Below are 14,369 nucleotides of genomic sequence, written 5' to 3' on the forward strand. Positions count from 1 at the left end.
ATGGCTCAGCCGCCGGGTCGTGACTTCCATCCGACCCGGCGGCTGTTTTACGCCCCGACGTCGTTCAGCTCGCTCTCGACCGGAATCCAGAGCTCGAACCGTGCGACGGTGAAATCGTCGTTGTATTCGGTACGCATGATCTCGGGACCAGGTACGGAGCGAAAAGGGTTGGCCGGGAACCATTCCGTGTAGATATCTCGCCACAAGTACTGCACATCTTCGATTGCCGACCCGTCGGCGGTGAACACGGCCCACGTGTGTGCGTCGACCGTCAGCACATCGAAACCCGTGGGTGAAGGTTTGCCGGTGACCACTCCCAGGTAGTAATCCAGTTCTGTGCCTTCGGTTCTGGGATGCGCCAAATTGTCGACGACACTGACGATTCCCGCCGGTTCCTGATCGGACAGCTCGCGCAACCCGCGCAACGCAACCTTGTCCACGGAGCGGGTGAAATCATCGATCGCAGAATTGGGACCTTCGTGTACCAGTGGAACCCGGGTCTTGAACCCGACTACCGTCAGGGCAGGTTTGTCCACAAGCATGTAGTCCATCGGTGTGGCTCCTTCCAACGTCACGTGAATGACAAGTTTCGGTTGTGATTTGAGAACGGCGGGAGCGCGTTTGACCGCGCCCGGGCTCACGCCGTGAAATGCGGTGAACGCTCGTGTGAAGGCTTCCGCGGACGAGTAGCCGTACTTCACGGCGGTCTCCAACACTCCTGATCTGCTGACGGACAACTCGGCACCGGCCAGGGTGAGTCGACGTCGACGGATGTATTCGGATACGGGAATGCCGGCCAGGGCCGAGAACATCCGCCGAAAGTGATACTCCGAGGTGGTTGCCAGCCTTGCCATCTCGGCTGTGTCGATCTCGCCGCTCAGATTGCTTTCGATGTAGTCGAGCGCGCGGTTCAGTCCGTCGATCATCGTGTCTTCCTGTTCACGGGTTTCACGCTACGCAGATCACTTGGGCCGTACCCGACTATCCGTGCCCGAAAAAGTAGGGCAGGAAATGCATCTGGACAACTCAGTTAATCATCATTATCTTGAATCGAACATCGATGGTTGACCAGGAGGCACAGTGAGCACCCGTTTTCCGCAGGCTGAATTAACCGAGGTGCCCGAGGACATCGCCGCCAAGATTCTCGAGATCCAGGAGAAGTCAGGGTTCGTGCCCAACGTCTTCCTGATGTTCGCTCGGCGGCCAGCCGAGTTCCGGGCATTCTTCGCATACCACGACGCGATCATGCTCAAGGAAGATTCCGCACTCACCAAGGGCGATCGAGAAATGATCGTCACCACGATCTCTGCGGCCAACAAATGTACGTACTGCGTTGTCGCGCACGGCGCGATTCTGCGTATCTACGAGAAGAAGCCGCTGGTTGCCGACCAGGTTGCAGTCAACTATCGCACCGCAGAGATCTCCGATCGTCAGCGCGCGATGCTCGACTTCGCCACCAAGGTGAACTCCGCCTCGCACGAAATCGCCGACGCCGACTTCGACACCCTCCGTGAGCACGGCTTCGGCGACGAGGACGCGTGGGACATCGCCGCGATCACTGCATTCTTCGGACTGAGCAATCGCATGGCGAGCTTCTCCGGCATGCTGCCCAATCCGGAGTTCTACCTGATGGGGCGCGTTCCGCGGTCCTGATTCCTGCGACTCGAACATAAGCTTTCAATTTTTCGGACCGACCGGTCGTAACGTCTGGAACTCAGCCGACGAAGTAAAGGCTGTCCACGCCGGAATTGCCGTCTTCGTAAAGAAGGCCGAAAGGTTGAGCGCTATGTCGGAGAAGTCCATCGCCCATTCTCGGAGGGTCCGCTCTGCGGCCGCCGGTGCCGTACTAGCTCTCGGATTGGCGGTGGGCGGCACAGGAATTGCATCGGCAGAGCCCGAAACCGTGTGTACCCCGAGTACCGATCCGCTGGTGACCTGCGCAGAGGAAGAGGCAGCTGCCACCACCGACGCCGACGCGGCGACGAGCACCGAGACCACACCCGAGAAGGTTGAAGCCGGGGTCGCGGGCGCGGGCAGTGCCGAAACCGCAGTTACGGACGCCGCAGCACTGGCGGAAGCCGAAGCAAAAGCCAAAGCAGCAGCCGACGCGGCAGCGAAGGCCGCCGAAGCAGCCGCGACGGCAGGGGTCGACTCGTCCGCAGCGACAGACACTTCGGTGAAGGCGACCGAGGCAATGACTCAGGCGAGCGTCGAGGCAACCAAGGCGGCGGTCGAATCGACCAAGGCCAAGGCGGAGGCAGGGGCCGCGGAACAGTCCGCCAAGGAAGCTGAAGAGGCAGCCAAGGTTGCGGAGTCCGCGGCGGCCGATGCGAAAGAGGTAGCAAAAACAGCTCAGGCAGAAGCAGACGCGGCCGCAGCCAAGGCTGCCGAACTCGAGGAAGCTGCGAAGGCCGCCGGTTCGGGGCCCAAGACCGAAGAGGCAGCACAGGCGCGCGCCGAGGCTAATGCTCTGCAAGCCAAAGCCGATGAGGCGAAGGCTGCCGCGGATGCAAACGCCAAGCTGGTTGCGGACAAGAACAAGGAAGCCGAGGAAGCCTTCAAGAACTGGGATTTCGCGAAGGCAGCCGTCGCTAAGGCTCAGGCGCTGGCCGCCGCATGGAACGCCAAGCAGCTCGCGATCACCGTCAAGGAAACTCAGAAGGTGGCCACCGCCGCTGAAACCACGGCCAAGGCAGCCGAGTCCGCAGCTGCCACCGAGGTAGAAGCTGCTACCGCCGCCCGTAAGGCCGCAGATGAAGCGGCGGCTACTGCGGCTTCCGCACAGAAGGACGCCGACGCTGCGCAGAAGGCCGCGGAGACGGCCCAGGCCGAAGCCGATGCTGCGGGCGAGGCTGCCACCGACAAGCGAGCCATTGCCGACGAAAAGGCTGCCGAAGCCGCCAAGAAGGCCGAAGCTGCCGAAGCGGCGAGCAAGAAGGCGCAGGATCTCTACCTCGCCGCCGAAGACGCGAAGGCCGCAGCCGACGCCGCAGCAGCAAAGGCCAAGGAAGCTCAGGCCGCTGCAGCCGCGGCAAAGGCTGAAGCGGATGCAGCGCAGAAGATCGTCGACGAGCTCAAGGCAAAGGGCGAGAAGGAGATCGACAACGGAACAGTCGTCGGCGGTGAAGTGATCATCGGTGAGCACACCGACGACGGCTCCGGAGTCACGAAGGTCGACGAGACCACCGCTGTAGTGAACAAGACCGGCGTCAAGCTGGTCGGCTACTACAACAACAAGGGCGCCTTCGACGTCGTCGACTACTACGTCGCCGATGCCGACGGCGATCCGGCACTTGCAGGAAGCCTGCCCCCCGTCGAACTTGCTCTCGGTGACACTGCAAGCAGCAGCACCAGCGGTAGCAGCAACTCCAACCTGCCGGCTGTATTGATCGGCGTCGGAGTCGTGGGCGCTGCCGCCGCAGCAGCTACGACGGTGGTTGTTCGTCGCAAGCGTCATGACGGCCCGGGCAACACGTCTGCGTAGCCTCGGTCTCTCGGCGGTAGCGATCCTCACCCTCCTCGCATCCGGATGTTCGGGCGAGAATGCGGGATCGCTACCTGACCGCTCGCCGGTGCAGTCGCATATCGCGGCTGCACCGGCTTCGGTGACCGTCGATCCGGCAGAACCCGAGAGGATCGAGTTGAGGTCTGCGTCCGGGGTCACGTACCTGAGCAGTCCGTTGCACTCGGAGAAACTGATGCGCGGCGGCGAGAGTGGGCAGCAACTGAATCCCGTCGACGAGCTGCCGGTGTGGTGGGGCGAGAGCGGAATGCCGGGAACGGAGACCACACAGACCGTTGTTGTCGTCGGGCACAACTACACCACTCGCGAAGCACCGTTCCGGGCGCTCCGGGTAGTGGAGCCGGGCGATCGAATTCTCCTGGCTACACCGAACGGCACACTCGAGTACGACGTCGAAACAGTCGGGCCGCTGCACAAAGGTTCGCTGCTGGGCACTCACGAGTTGCGCGAATCGGTTCCGGGACGGTTGATCCTCGCCAATTGTGATGTCGTCGAAGGAGAGTCGACCGACGACAATTACGTCGTCATCGCCCAGTTGGCAGCGCACTGAATCCGTGGCAGTGCAAGAATAGGTACATGGATTCCCTCGGACTTCTCTCGGAACTGGTAGCTCTCGACACGGTCTCGGGGGAGGCCGCTCCTCAACGGCGGGCGATGGATTCGATTGTCTCGTTGGTTCTCTCACGTGCGCCACAGGCGAAGGTGGAGTCAGACCTGACCGGCAATCATCCCTGGGCCTTGATCACCAACGAAGCTGCACCCTCGGCAGCCAGACTACTGTTCGCCTGCCACGTGGACACGGTGCCAGTGGGCACTGTCTCCGACTGGGAGTTCGACCCGTACGCCGCACAGGTCGACGGCGAATTGTTCCTCGGCAGAGGGACATCGGATATGAAGGCCGGCCTTGTTGCCGCTACTGCCGCGGTTGTCGACGCTTTCGAACGTGGAGTCCCGGTCGCACTACTGCTGACGAGCGACGAGGAAATCGGATCGCTCGGGGCCGTTCGTTCGGCCGACGCCGTGGCGAATCTCGAGGTCGGGGCTGTCATCGTTCCCGAGGCGACCGGCAATCGCATCAACCTGGGGCACCGCGGTGCACTGTGGCTCGAAGTGTCCGTCAAAGGAAAAGCCGCGCACGGGAGTACGCCGCAGCGAGGAACTAACGCTGTCCTCAAACTGCTTGACGTCGTCGATCGAGCTCGGCGTGAGCTTCCGCTGTCGTCCGACGTATTTCTGGGCGCCGAAACCTGGAACCTCGGTTTGGTCGGCGGCGGTTCGGCTCCGAACATCGTGCCGGACAATGCACGTGCGGTGATCGATCACCGCACGGTGGGAGACGGCGCAGACCTGCTTGCATGGTGGCGCGCCCAACCGGAAGTCGACTCGGTGGAGACGTCGATTCACCTGGGAGGTGTGCGTACCGACGCGTCGGATCCGTGGTTGGCTACCTTGCCGATCCCTGTTGCAACCGAACCGGTTTCGTACTTCACCGACGCTTCGGTGCTGGCAGCGGCCGCCCCCGGCGCTCCCGTCGTGATCTGGGGCCCTGGCACTCCCTCGTTGATGCATGCGGCCAACGAAAGCGTCAAGGTCTCGGAACTGGACGATGCAATTGCGGCTTACGGTGCGGTGGCTGCTGCTTGGCCGACGGTGGACTGACGGACAATCAGTTCAGGAGCAAGCGCAATGTGGGCTGTCGACTCGGAAGAGTTGTTCATCGCCTGATCCAGAAGTCGCACAGCTTCTTCCGCGATTCTCTCCTGTGGCTGCCCGACGGTGGTCAACGGAGGGTTGCACAACTCGGAGAAGGGAATGTTGTCGAAACCGGTGACCAGAACGTCGCCGGGAACGTCGATGCCTAATGTGTGGCAGGTCTGCAGCACACCGAGCGCGATCAGGTCGTCGGCGCAGACCAAGGCGTCGGGGCGAGTCTTGCCGGTCAGGATGGTGTTGGAAGCCGTGCGCCCCCACTCGATCGAGTACTCGCCGAGTTGTGTCCACTCGTCACGAGTTTCGATCCCCATTCGATCCGCGTGACGGAAGAAGCCGGCCCGGCGAAGTTCTGTTGACGAATTGGTCAGCTCGGAACTGATGAAGGCGGCCGATCGCGCGCCACGCTCCGACAGATGCTCCATCACGAGGGATTGAGCGGCGTCGTCGTCGACACCGACCCAGTCCGTCTGGGTATCCATTGCAAACCGGTCCAGTTGAACGACCGGAAGCGTTGCTGCGCTGGCTCGTACTGCTTCGGCACTCAATTCGCCGTGGCACGGGCTGATGATGATTCCGTCCACCTGCCGCGAGACGAGCGACTTGAGCCGCTGCGCTTCCACGTCGGGATCGGAACGAGAATCGCACAGGAACAGTTGTAGGCCGCGCTGAGCCAGGACGTGTTCGACGTTGACCACCAGCGAAGTGAAGAAGGGATTCGCGATACTGGGAACCACCATGCCGACAGTGTCCGTCCGATTGCGACGCAGTGAGCTGGCGATGATGTTTCCCGAGTATCCGAGAGAATCCGCGGCTCGTTTGATCGTCGCTGCAAGCTCGTCCGAGACAGGGCGGGATCCGGACAGTGCCCGCGACACGGTGGCAGTCGAGACCCCGGCCAGTTCCGCGACATCGCGAATGGTCGCCTTGCGCATGCGTCCCCCGTTTTCTGCTCGATTCGGGTCCGAGGTTATCGAACCGCACGGTCCAGTGTCCCGCATGTAACGCGATTGAGGCAATCGTTTACAAATTCGAATTGTGAAATCCTTGACACAACCCGGTGTTGATCGCATAACCTGCTAATTCATCAAGGCAATCGATTACATCGTGTGCAGATCTTGTGCATGGACATACAGCGCAAATCTTGCGCATGGAATGGGGTAGCTGAAGTGACCGCATCACCGCTCGGAGTCTTTCCGCCCAAGCCCTCGGCGTTGGCAGAGATGTTCACCGGCACGCCTTCTCTCATCGGGGCCATCCACCTCCCTGCTCTGCCGGGCAGCCCGCACTACACCGGGCAGCCGGTTTCGGAAATTGCTCGCTTCGCTGTGGAGGAAGCGCACGCGTACGTCGACAACGGTTTCGACGGTGTGATCGTCGAAAATCACTGGGACATACCGTTCCTCAAGCCCGGCGAACACGGATACGAAACCGCAGCCAGCATGGGAGTCATCACGGCAGCGGTGGTCGGTGAGTTCGGCAAGGCCGTCGGCGTCAGCATCCTGTCCAACGCCGGCGAGTGCGGAGTGGCCGCGGCGTGGGCGGCAGGCGCGAGTTTTGTGCGCGTCAATCAGTGGGCCAATGCCTACATCGCCAATGAGGGCTTCATCGAGGGTCAGGCGGCCAAGACGACGCGCTTCCGTCATCGCATCGGCGCCGACCCGGTCCGGATCTTTGCTGACGTGCACGTCAAGCATGGCGCGCATGCCATTGTTGCGGACCGCACCGTCGCGGAACAGACCGAAGACGCCGAGTTCTTCGACGCAGATGTCCTGATCGCGACCGGTTCGCGCACCGGTGACGCCGCTTCGGTCGACGAGGTTTCCGTGATCCGAGACAACACCGTTCTTCCCGTGATCATCGGATCCGGCATCACGGCTGCCAATGTGGCAGCGCTGATGAAGGAATGCGACGGCGCCATAGTTGCATCCTCGGTGAAGGACAATGGACGCTGGTGGGGACGGGTCGCAGGCGAGAAGGTCCGCGAACTGTCCCGGGCCGCAGGAAAGTAACCATGATTGTCTTTTGTGGATACGCCAACAACGATGTGACGGTACATGTTCCACATGTACCGGTGCTCGGAGAGCGCGTGCAGGCAACGGCCATCAGTCAGATCGACGGTGGAATGAATGCAAATGCTGCGGTATCCGCAGCCCGAATGGGCGCGCAGGTGATCTTTGCCGGTGCCGTGGGCCCGGACGCGCGGTCCACCGAGTTTCTCGAAGCCCTCGAGACTGACGGCGTCGACACCAGTTGGTCGCCGCGAGATGCGTTCCTGTCGACGGCAGTTGTACTCATCGCGCAGGACGGCGATCGCTCCATCATCAGTCAAGACGACCCGAACGATGCCGAACGCATCGGAGTTGTCATCACCCGATTGGCTGCTGCCGGTGGTGGACGGCTGTTCCTCGACGGATACCGTGCGGGCTTCCTGCCAGAGGGATTGCCGGGAAGCGTAAGTCTGGTAATCGATCTGGACGGTTGTGAAAACAAAGCCGCGGCACTGCGCGCATTCGCGCTCGCTGACCACGTCGTCGTAGGGCGTGCCCTGTGGGAAGGCGAGTTCGGGATCGGTTTCGATCAGTGGCAGGCACTGGCCGCCGAGCACAACACACACCTGCTGGTGACCGACGGCTCGCGAGGTTGGACACTGGCCACACCGGACGGCGAGGTGACGAGCGAACCGGCAGTAGTGGTCGACGTCGTCGATGCCGTCGGGGCCGGTGATTGCTTCGGCGGTACGTACATCGCTTTTGTCGACGCCGGGCGCTCACCGGTGGACGCTGCACGACTCGCGGGAGCCTCGGCTGCCTTGGCTTGCGCCACTGCCGGACCCCGCGGATGCCCCACCCGAGATGAATTGGACAGCTTCACAGCAACATTGACCCCTCACACCCTTTTGGAGACTCGATGATGAAACGTGCATTGCCTCTGGCGCTGGGAGCTGCAGTCGCGCTCACGCTCACCGCTTGTGACTCGGCTTCGTCGAGTGACTCGAAGGACGCATCGGGTGGCTCGTCCATCCCGCAGCCGACCCGAGTCGCCGAAAGCTGTGACGGGACGAACGGCAAGCTCAAGGTCGGTCTGGTGACCATCAACCTTCAGGCGCTGTACTTCAACCAGATCAACAATGCCGCCAAGAACGTCGCGGACAAGGCAGGTGTCGACCTGCAGATCATCAGTGGCAACGACGATTCCGTGGCGCAGGCCAACGCCTTCGACAATCTGATCGCCGCCGGAGTCGACGCGATCATCGTCGATGCAATCGACACGGACGGAATCAAGCCGTCGGTGGTCAAGGCCAAGAACGCGGGTATTCCCGTCGTCGCGGTCGACGCGACCATCGACGATCCGGCGCTGTCGACTCAGGTCGGTACGGCCAATGCCGAGGGCGGTGCCAAGATCGGAAACACCTTGGCCGACGTCGCGAACAACACCGGAACGGTCGGTATCGTCGGCGCGCTCAACAGCACTGTTCAGTTGGAGCGGCAGAAGGGCTTCACTGAGACCGTGACCGGCCGCGGAATGACCGTCGGCACCGTCGTGGACGGACGTAACATTCAGGAGAACGCACAGACAGCAGCGGAGAACCTGCTGACCGGCGGCGGCGACATGAAGTACGTCTACGCAACCGGTGAGCCGGCTTTGATCGGACTCGTTGCGGCGGTCAACAGTCAGAAGGCGCAGGATCGCATCGAAGCAGTCGGTTGGGATCTTTCGGATCAGGCGGTAGGCGGACTCAAAGCCGGTTGGCTTAAAGGCGTGGTCCAGCAGAACACCTTCGAATTCGGCCACGAGGCAATGAATTCGGCAATCGACCTGGCTTGTGGTCGCGGCGCTCCGGCGAACATCCCCGTCCCCACCCAGATCGTGACCCCGGAGAACGTAGCCGACTACATGTACTACTTGGAGAAGTAATCATGGCACCTCCACTGATCGAACTCTCGGGCATCACCAAGTCGTACGGACCGGTGAAGTCCCTTCAAGGAGTTGACCTTCGGCTGGCGAAGGGTGAAGTACTCGGAGTCGTCGGCGACAACGGCGCCGGCAAGTCCACCCTGATGAAGATCCTCGCGGGCGCCGTCCAGCACGACGGCGGCGAAATGCGCGTCAACGGTGAACCAGTGCGCTTCTCGACGCCGCTCGACGCGCAGCAGAAGAAGATCGGCATCGTCTACCAGGACCTGGCGCTGTGCGACACGCTCGACGTCGCGAGCAACCTGTTCCTCGGCAGAGAACCGCGAAAAGGTCCATTCCTCGACCGGCATGCCATGCACGAGAAGGCGGCTCACATTCTCGCCGACCTGCATGTCAAGGTGAAGTCGACCTACCAGGAGATCGGGCAACTGTCCGGCGGGCAGCGGCAAACCGTCGCGATCGCCCGCGCTGTTTCCTTTCGGCCAGACGTACTGATCCTCGACGAGCCCACCGCAGCGCTTGCCGTCGCCGAGGTCGAGTCGGTGCTGAAGCTGATCACGGACGTCGCAGCGGCCGGAGTGGGCGTCATTCTCGTGACACACCGCCTGCAGGACCTGTTCCGCGTATGTGACCGAATCACGGTCATGTACGAGGGACAGAGTGTCGACGATGTTCCGATCGGCGACCTGAACATCGAGTCCCTCGTCGGACTCATCACTCGAACTCCGGTGCCGCAACGGACATCGGCAGCAACACAGGGAGCCACGGCATGACCACTCTCGAGAAGACCCAGGCGCCGATCGAGCGCAAGCTCGCCGCGAAACCCTCCTTGTGGGACAGCGTCAACAAGCCCACCCTCGCGATGCTGGCGGTGACAGTTGCTGTCGCAGCCGTCTTCTCGGCGACCACGTCGTCGTTCCTGACATTCACGAACCTGTCGAACCTGGCAACCCAGATCGCTCCGGTTCTGATCATCGCGGTGGCGATGACTTTCGTGATCACGGCAGGTCAGATCGACCTGTCCGTCGGTGCGATCGTCGCGTTCGTCGCGGCGATGAGTGCCGAGCTTATCCAGGCCGGCGTCGATTCGTCCCTGGTCTTCGTCGCCGCCCCGGTGATGGGTGCGGCCTGGGGCCTGGTCAACGGATGGCTCGCTGCCTATCAGGGCATTCCGCCGTTCATCGTGACTCTGGCGACGATGTCCGTCATTCGCGGTATCGCGCTGTATCGGACCGAAGGATTCTCCGTTCCGGTTCCGGCCGACACTTACTTCGCGAAGCTCGGAACTGCTGAGTTCCTCGGGTTCTCCGCCAGCGCCTGGATTGCTCTCGTCGTCGTGGTCATCGGAGCAATTGCGCTCAACCGCATGCGCTTCGGGCGCTACGTCACCGGTATCGGATCCAACGTCGAATCCGTGCGACGGTCCGGCGTCAACACGCGTCGTGTGCTCATGATGACGCTCGTCTTCACCGGCTTGGCTGCCGGTATCGCGGGACTGCTGATCGCGGCTCGACTGGGCTCGGGTTCGGCCAACTCCGCAACGGGATTCGAGCTCACGGTGATCACCGCGGTGGTTCTCGGTGGCACCAACCTCTTCGGCGGTCGAGGCACCGTGATCGGTACCGTCATCGGCGCCGTCCTGACCGGAATCATCGCCAACGGACTGACCCTGCTCGGTGTGAGCCCGTTCTTGACACCGATCATCACCGGTGTCGTTCTGCTACTGGCCATCTGGATCAACATGCGGGGACACACCCTGAGCGCGCTGTGGCGACACCTGCAGTCCGCACCCTCGGGGCCTGCACGCTCATGAGCAAGGTTCGTACTGTCACGGGAACTGTGGACAGCTCGGAACTCGGACTGGTTCTCCCACACGAACATCTGCACAACGATGTCACCGGTGCGTACACCGAGGCCCCGGATCCGGTTGTGGCACAGCGGTTGGCCGGTCCGGTACGCGCCGAGGATGCCTGGCTTCTTCACGACAATCCGTATTACAGTCTCGACAATTGTCGAGTCGACGACGCAGCGGCCGTGGTGGAAGACCTTGTGGACTTCGCCCGCCTCGGTGGTCGGACGATCGTTGATCTGACACCGCCGGGACTGGGCCGGGCACCGGAGAAGTTGGCGGAGTTCTCGCGAAAGTCAGACGTGCGAGTGATCATGGGTTCAGGGTGGTACCTCGAGACGACCCATCCGGTCGAGGTGCACGAACTCGGTGTCGACGATCTGGCCGGTTCGCTCGTCGAGGAGTTCGATCCGGCAAAGGAATTGGCTCCTGGCGTGATCGGGGAGATCGGAGTCTCTCCGCTCTTCACTCAGAACGAGGCGAAAGCGTTGAGGGCGGCATGCATCGCCCAGCGCGAGGTGGACGTGCCCCTGTTCGTCCACCTTCCGGGATGGCAGCGCGTCGGACATCACGTCGTCGACATCGTGGTCGACGAGATGGGCGTCGATCCGCAAGCAGTGGTCCTGTGCCACATGGACCCGTCCGGACACGACGCCGACTACCAACGATCGCTCGCCGACCGCGGTGTCTTTCTCGAGTTCGACATGATCGGGATGCCTTTCGATTTTCCCGGCGAGGGTCTTTCGCCGCATCCGGCGGAAACAGCCACTGCGGTAGCCGGATTGGTCACCTCCGGTCACGCATCACAGCTCCTGCTCAGTCACGACCTCTTCCTCAAATCAATGCTCAGAAAGCACGGCGGAAACGGATTCTCCTACGTACCACTCGCCTTCGCCGCCCGGTTGGTGCGCGCAGGCGTAGATCCCCAGCAAGTGTCCGCACTGATGCGAGACAACCCGAGGTCGCTCTTCGAGCAGGCCGCGAAAGGAAACAGAAGCAGTCATGGGTAAACGAGTACTGATCGCCGGCGAGAGCTGGATGACGACGTCGACGCACGTCAAGGGCGTCGACGAGTTCAGTGTCCATTCCTACGTCGAGGGAGTCGGTCCGCTTCGGGATGCGCTCACCTCACGTGGCCACGACGTGACACACATGCCCGCACACCTGGTGCCGACGCAGTTCCCCGGTACCGCAGAAGCGTTGTCCCAGTTCGACGTCGTCGTTCTCTCCGACATCGGAGCGAACTCGCTGCAGTTGGCTCCCGGTGTCTTCGACCAGTTCCGCGCCGGGGAGGATCGCCTTGTCGCGCTTCGTGACTGGGTGAACGCCGGCGGCTCACTGATGATGATCGGTGGCTACCTCTCGTTCTCCGGGTTCCAGGCGCGAGCAGCTTTCCGCCAGACCGCGATCGCCGAGGTACTACCCGTGACGATGCTGGCCGAAGACGATCGCGTCGAGACACCGGCCGGGATCGTTCCCACCGTCGTCGATGCTGCTCACCCGGCTCTCGGTGGTGCCGGCGATTCCTGGCCGGCGCTCCTGGGATACAACCGCGTCGTCGCGAAGGACGGTGCCGTGGTTCCCGCCACCATCAACGGCGATCCGCTTGTCGCTGCCGGTGAATACGGCGCCGGACGGTCGATCGTCTTCACCTCGGACTGCTCGCCGCACTGGGCTCCGCCGGAGTTCTGTGAGCAGTGGCCTGGATACACCGACCTGTTCGACGGCTTGATCAGTTGGGTCGCCGGCGAATGAGTCGCTCCTCAGACCTGCTCGCGCGGCAGCAGAGTAATCTCGCTGCCGCGCGGGCGGTTCCATTCATCGAGGACACCATCGGCGGGACGTTGAGTGATGAGGGATTCCGCCGGTACCTCGTGATCGAAGAGGCATTCGTACTGACGGCCGTCAAGGTGTTGGGGTTGGTGGTCGCCGAATCCCCGACGCTCGACGACGCGCTCGACCACGTGACGTCGATGTCGAACCTGGTGGGCGAACAGCGCGAGTATTTCGCGCAGTTGCGTTCCCGCTTCCCGTACGCGGGGGACGCAGCGGCTCTGGTCGAGGAGTCGTCTGTGCTGTCGACGCATGCCTTGACCCTCGCTGGCGAAGAGGGCAGGGCGGCGGCCCTGGTGGGCATGTACGCCGCGGAAACCCTGTATCTGTCGTGGTGCCGGGAGGCGGCGGCAGTGAACGTACAGCGCGAACCAGCGTTGCAGGACTGGGTAGACATGCATGTCGCTCCGCCGTTCGTATCTCAGGTGGCGGTGCTGGCGTGCGAGGTGGACGCCATGCCCGAGTCCGTCACCGACGAGGACCTGGATCGGTGGTTCTCCGGCATGCTGGCCGCGGAGATCGATTTTCACAACGTGGCGGTGTGAGCTACTGCTGTGCGCCTTTATTAACCCCCGGCGGTTAATAAAGGCGCACAGCAAAAGGCCCGTAGGTCGCTTTCGTAACCTACGGGCCTCTTCTTTGTAGCGGGGACAGGATTTGAACCTGCGACCTCTGGGTTATGAGCCCAGCGAGCTACCGAGCTGCTCCACCCCGCGTCGGTGTGAAACCAACAGTACACGACTTCTGGGGGTGCAATTACCACCCCCTGTCACCGGCTGGAGTGAGCGCTTTCCGAGTAGTAACCGCGGATGTGTCCGACTATGCGCTGACGTGCGAGTTCGCCGTCACCCGCGTTGACCGCATCGACCAATCCTCGGTGTTCGTGACGCAGTCGCATGCAGGTGCTCGGCCAGCTGTCGATCTGCACGCCCGCGAGAACGTAGGCCTCGATGGACTCTCGTAGGCCGGTCATCATGGCTGCGATCACCTGATTGCCCGCCGCGTCGGCGAGCGCTACGTGGAATTGCGCGTCGAGTAGTAGGAATTCCTCGGCCGACAGATCTACGTCATCCATCGAGTCGAGCAGTTCGACGGCCGTGCTGAGGTCGGGCGTCGGGGTCCGCGATGCCAGGGACTGCATCACCTCGGATTCGAGAACGAGTCGTGTCTTCACCACATCCGAGACCGGAAATCCTTGTGCTGCAACCTGCATCCGCATCAGCATGGTCATGCCGCCGGTCGGTTTGGCCACGATCATCGCGCCGGACGTCGGGCCGGAGCCAGTCTGCGCCTTGAGGAGGCCGAGTGCTTCCATGACCCGCAACGCTTCTCGGACCGATGACCGTCCGACGCCCAACTCTGCTGCCAGAATTCTCTCTCCCGGCAGGCGCTGGCCAGGAGACACCTCGCCTGAAACGAGCCGACGTTCGAGGTGGCTCAGTACTTGTTCCCACGCTCGCGGGCTCGGCTCGGTCGGCATGAGGCAAGAGCATAACCGGGTGGACGCCGTTTACGGGGTGGCCTGTCCGGGGATGT

At 62.4% G+C, this 14,369-nt stretch carries 15 protein-coding genes and 1 tRNA gene; 12 read left to right on the forward strand and 4 right to left on the reverse strand.

The window, feature by feature from the left end; all coding sequences use genetic code 11:
• Positions 1-47: 47 nt before the first annotated feature.
• Positions 48-926: a GyrI-like domain-containing protein gene (locus ACKAMS_RS04165; RefSeq protein WP_408988643.1), complete on the reverse strand. Its 879-nt coding sequence runs from the start codon at positions 924-926 to the stop codon at positions 48-50.
• 154 nt (positions 927-1,080) lie between these two features.
• On the opposite strand from ACKAMS_RS04165, the gene ACKAMS_RS04170 reads away from it, so the two are divergent.
• From ACKAMS_RS04170 to ACKAMS_RS04185, 4 genes are all read left to right on the forward strand, one after another.
• Complete coding sequence (locus tag ACKAMS_RS04170) at positions 1,081-1,653, forward strand: peroxidase-related enzyme (RefSeq protein ID WP_134998891.1); 573 nt, start codon at positions 1,081-1,083, stop codon at positions 1,651-1,653.
• A 133-nt stretch (positions 1,654-1,786) separates the two neighbouring features.
• On the forward strand, positions 1,787-3,484 hold the full coding sequence (locus ACKAMS_RS04175; protein ID WP_408988644.1) for a hypothetical protein: 1,698 nt from the start codon (positions 1,787-1,789) through the stop codon (positions 3,482-3,484).
• On the forward strand, positions 3,456-4,073 hold the full coding sequence (locus tag ACKAMS_RS04180) for a sortase domain-bontaining protein (protein WP_020970938.1): 618 nt from the start codon (positions 3,456-3,458) through the stop codon (positions 4,071-4,073). The genes ACKAMS_RS04175 and ACKAMS_RS04180 overlap by 29 nt, the downstream gene beginning before the upstream one ends.
• Before the next feature lie 26 nt (positions 4,074-4,099).
• Complete coding sequence (locus ACKAMS_RS04185) at positions 4,100-5,182, forward strand: M20/M25/M40 family metallo-hydrolase (protein ID WP_141488322.1); 1,083 nt, start codon at positions 4,100-4,102, stop codon at positions 5,180-5,182.
• Here the strand turns inward: ACKAMS_RS04185 and ACKAMS_RS04190 are convergent.
• Positions 5,143-6,168 (reverse strand): LacI family DNA-binding transcriptional regulator, encoded by a 1,026-nt coding sequence (locus ACKAMS_RS04190; protein ID WP_141488323.1) that lies wholly within the window; start codon positions 6,166-6,168, stop codon positions 5,143-5,145. The two genes, ACKAMS_RS04185 and ACKAMS_RS04190, sit on opposite strands and share 40 nt — an antisense overlap.
• A 234-nt stretch (positions 6,169-6,402) precedes the next feature.
• On the opposite strand from ACKAMS_RS04190, the gene ACKAMS_RS04195 reads away from it, so the two are divergent.
• From ACKAMS_RS04195 to ACKAMS_RS04230, 8 genes are read left to right on the forward strand one after another with little or no spacing between them, the layout of a single operon-like run.
• Positions 6,403-7,245: a BtpA/SgcQ family protein gene (locus tag ACKAMS_RS04195; protein ID WP_003940276.1), complete on the forward strand. Its 843-nt coding sequence runs from the start codon at positions 6,403-6,405 to the stop codon at positions 7,243-7,245.
• 2 nt (positions 7,246-7,247) lie between these two features.
• Positions 7,248-8,147 (forward strand): carbohydrate kinase family protein, encoded by a 900-nt coding sequence (locus ACKAMS_RS04200; RefSeq protein WP_060937926.1) that lies wholly within the window; start codon positions 7,248-7,250, stop codon positions 8,145-8,147.
• Positions 8,144-9,151, forward strand: a complete 1,008-nt coding sequence (locus ACKAMS_RS04205) for a substrate-binding domain-containing protein (protein WP_019745494.1) — start codon at positions 8,144-8,146, stop codon at positions 9,149-9,151. The genes ACKAMS_RS04200 and ACKAMS_RS04205 overlap by 4 nt, the downstream gene beginning before the upstream one ends.
• Before the next feature lie 2 nt (positions 9,152-9,153).
• Entirely contained in the window at positions 9,154-9,924 is a 771-nt protein-coding gene (locus ACKAMS_RS04210; protein WP_003939830.1) for an ATP-binding cassette domain-containing protein, read from the forward strand.
• The gene (locus ACKAMS_RS04215; RefSeq protein ID WP_003939698.1) at positions 9,921-10,964 is read left to right on the forward strand and encodes an ABC transporter permease; all 1,044 of its coding nucleotides are present in this window, start codon (positions 9,921-9,923) and stop codon (positions 10,962-10,964) included. Before ACKAMS_RS04210 ends, ACKAMS_RS04215 begins: the two co-directional genes overlap by 4 nt.
• A complete protein-coding gene (locus ACKAMS_RS04220; RefSeq protein ID WP_232508895.1) occupies positions 10,919-12,010 on the forward strand; it encodes a phosphotriesterase in 1,092 nt (363 codons plus the stop codon). The genes ACKAMS_RS04215 and ACKAMS_RS04220 overlap by 46 nt, the downstream gene beginning before the upstream one ends.
• Positions 12,003-12,755, forward strand: a complete 753-nt coding sequence (locus ACKAMS_RS04225) for a glutamine amidotransferase (protein ID WP_003939869.1) — start codon at positions 12,003-12,005, stop codon at positions 12,753-12,755. Before ACKAMS_RS04220 ends, ACKAMS_RS04225 begins: the two co-directional genes overlap by 8 nt.
• Positions 12,752-13,378 (forward strand): TenA family protein, encoded by a 627-nt coding sequence (locus ACKAMS_RS04230; protein WP_029256359.1) that lies wholly within the window; start codon positions 12,752-12,754, stop codon positions 13,376-13,378. Before ACKAMS_RS04225 ends, ACKAMS_RS04230 begins: the two co-directional genes overlap by 4 nt.
• A gap of 97 nt (positions 13,379-13,475) precedes the next feature.
• Here ACKAMS_RS04230 and ACKAMS_RS04235 read toward each other — a convergent pair.
• Positions 13,476-13,549: transfer RNA gene (locus ACKAMS_RS04235), tRNA-Met, on the reverse strand.
• A 53-nt stretch (positions 13,550-13,602) separates the two neighbouring features.
• On the reverse strand, positions 13,603-14,313 hold the full coding sequence (locus ACKAMS_RS04240; protein ID WP_029256358.1) for a FadR/GntR family transcriptional regulator: 711 nt from the start codon (positions 14,311-14,313) through the stop codon (positions 13,603-13,605).
• Positions 14,314-14,369: the final 56 nt, after the last annotated feature.

This window comes from Rhodococcus sp. 5A-K4 (genome assembly GCF_046097995.1).
In the GTDB taxonomy this organism is placed as follows: Bacteria; Actinomycetota; Actinomycetes; order Mycobacteriales; family Mycobacteriaceae; genus Rhodococcus_F; species Rhodococcus_F erythropolis.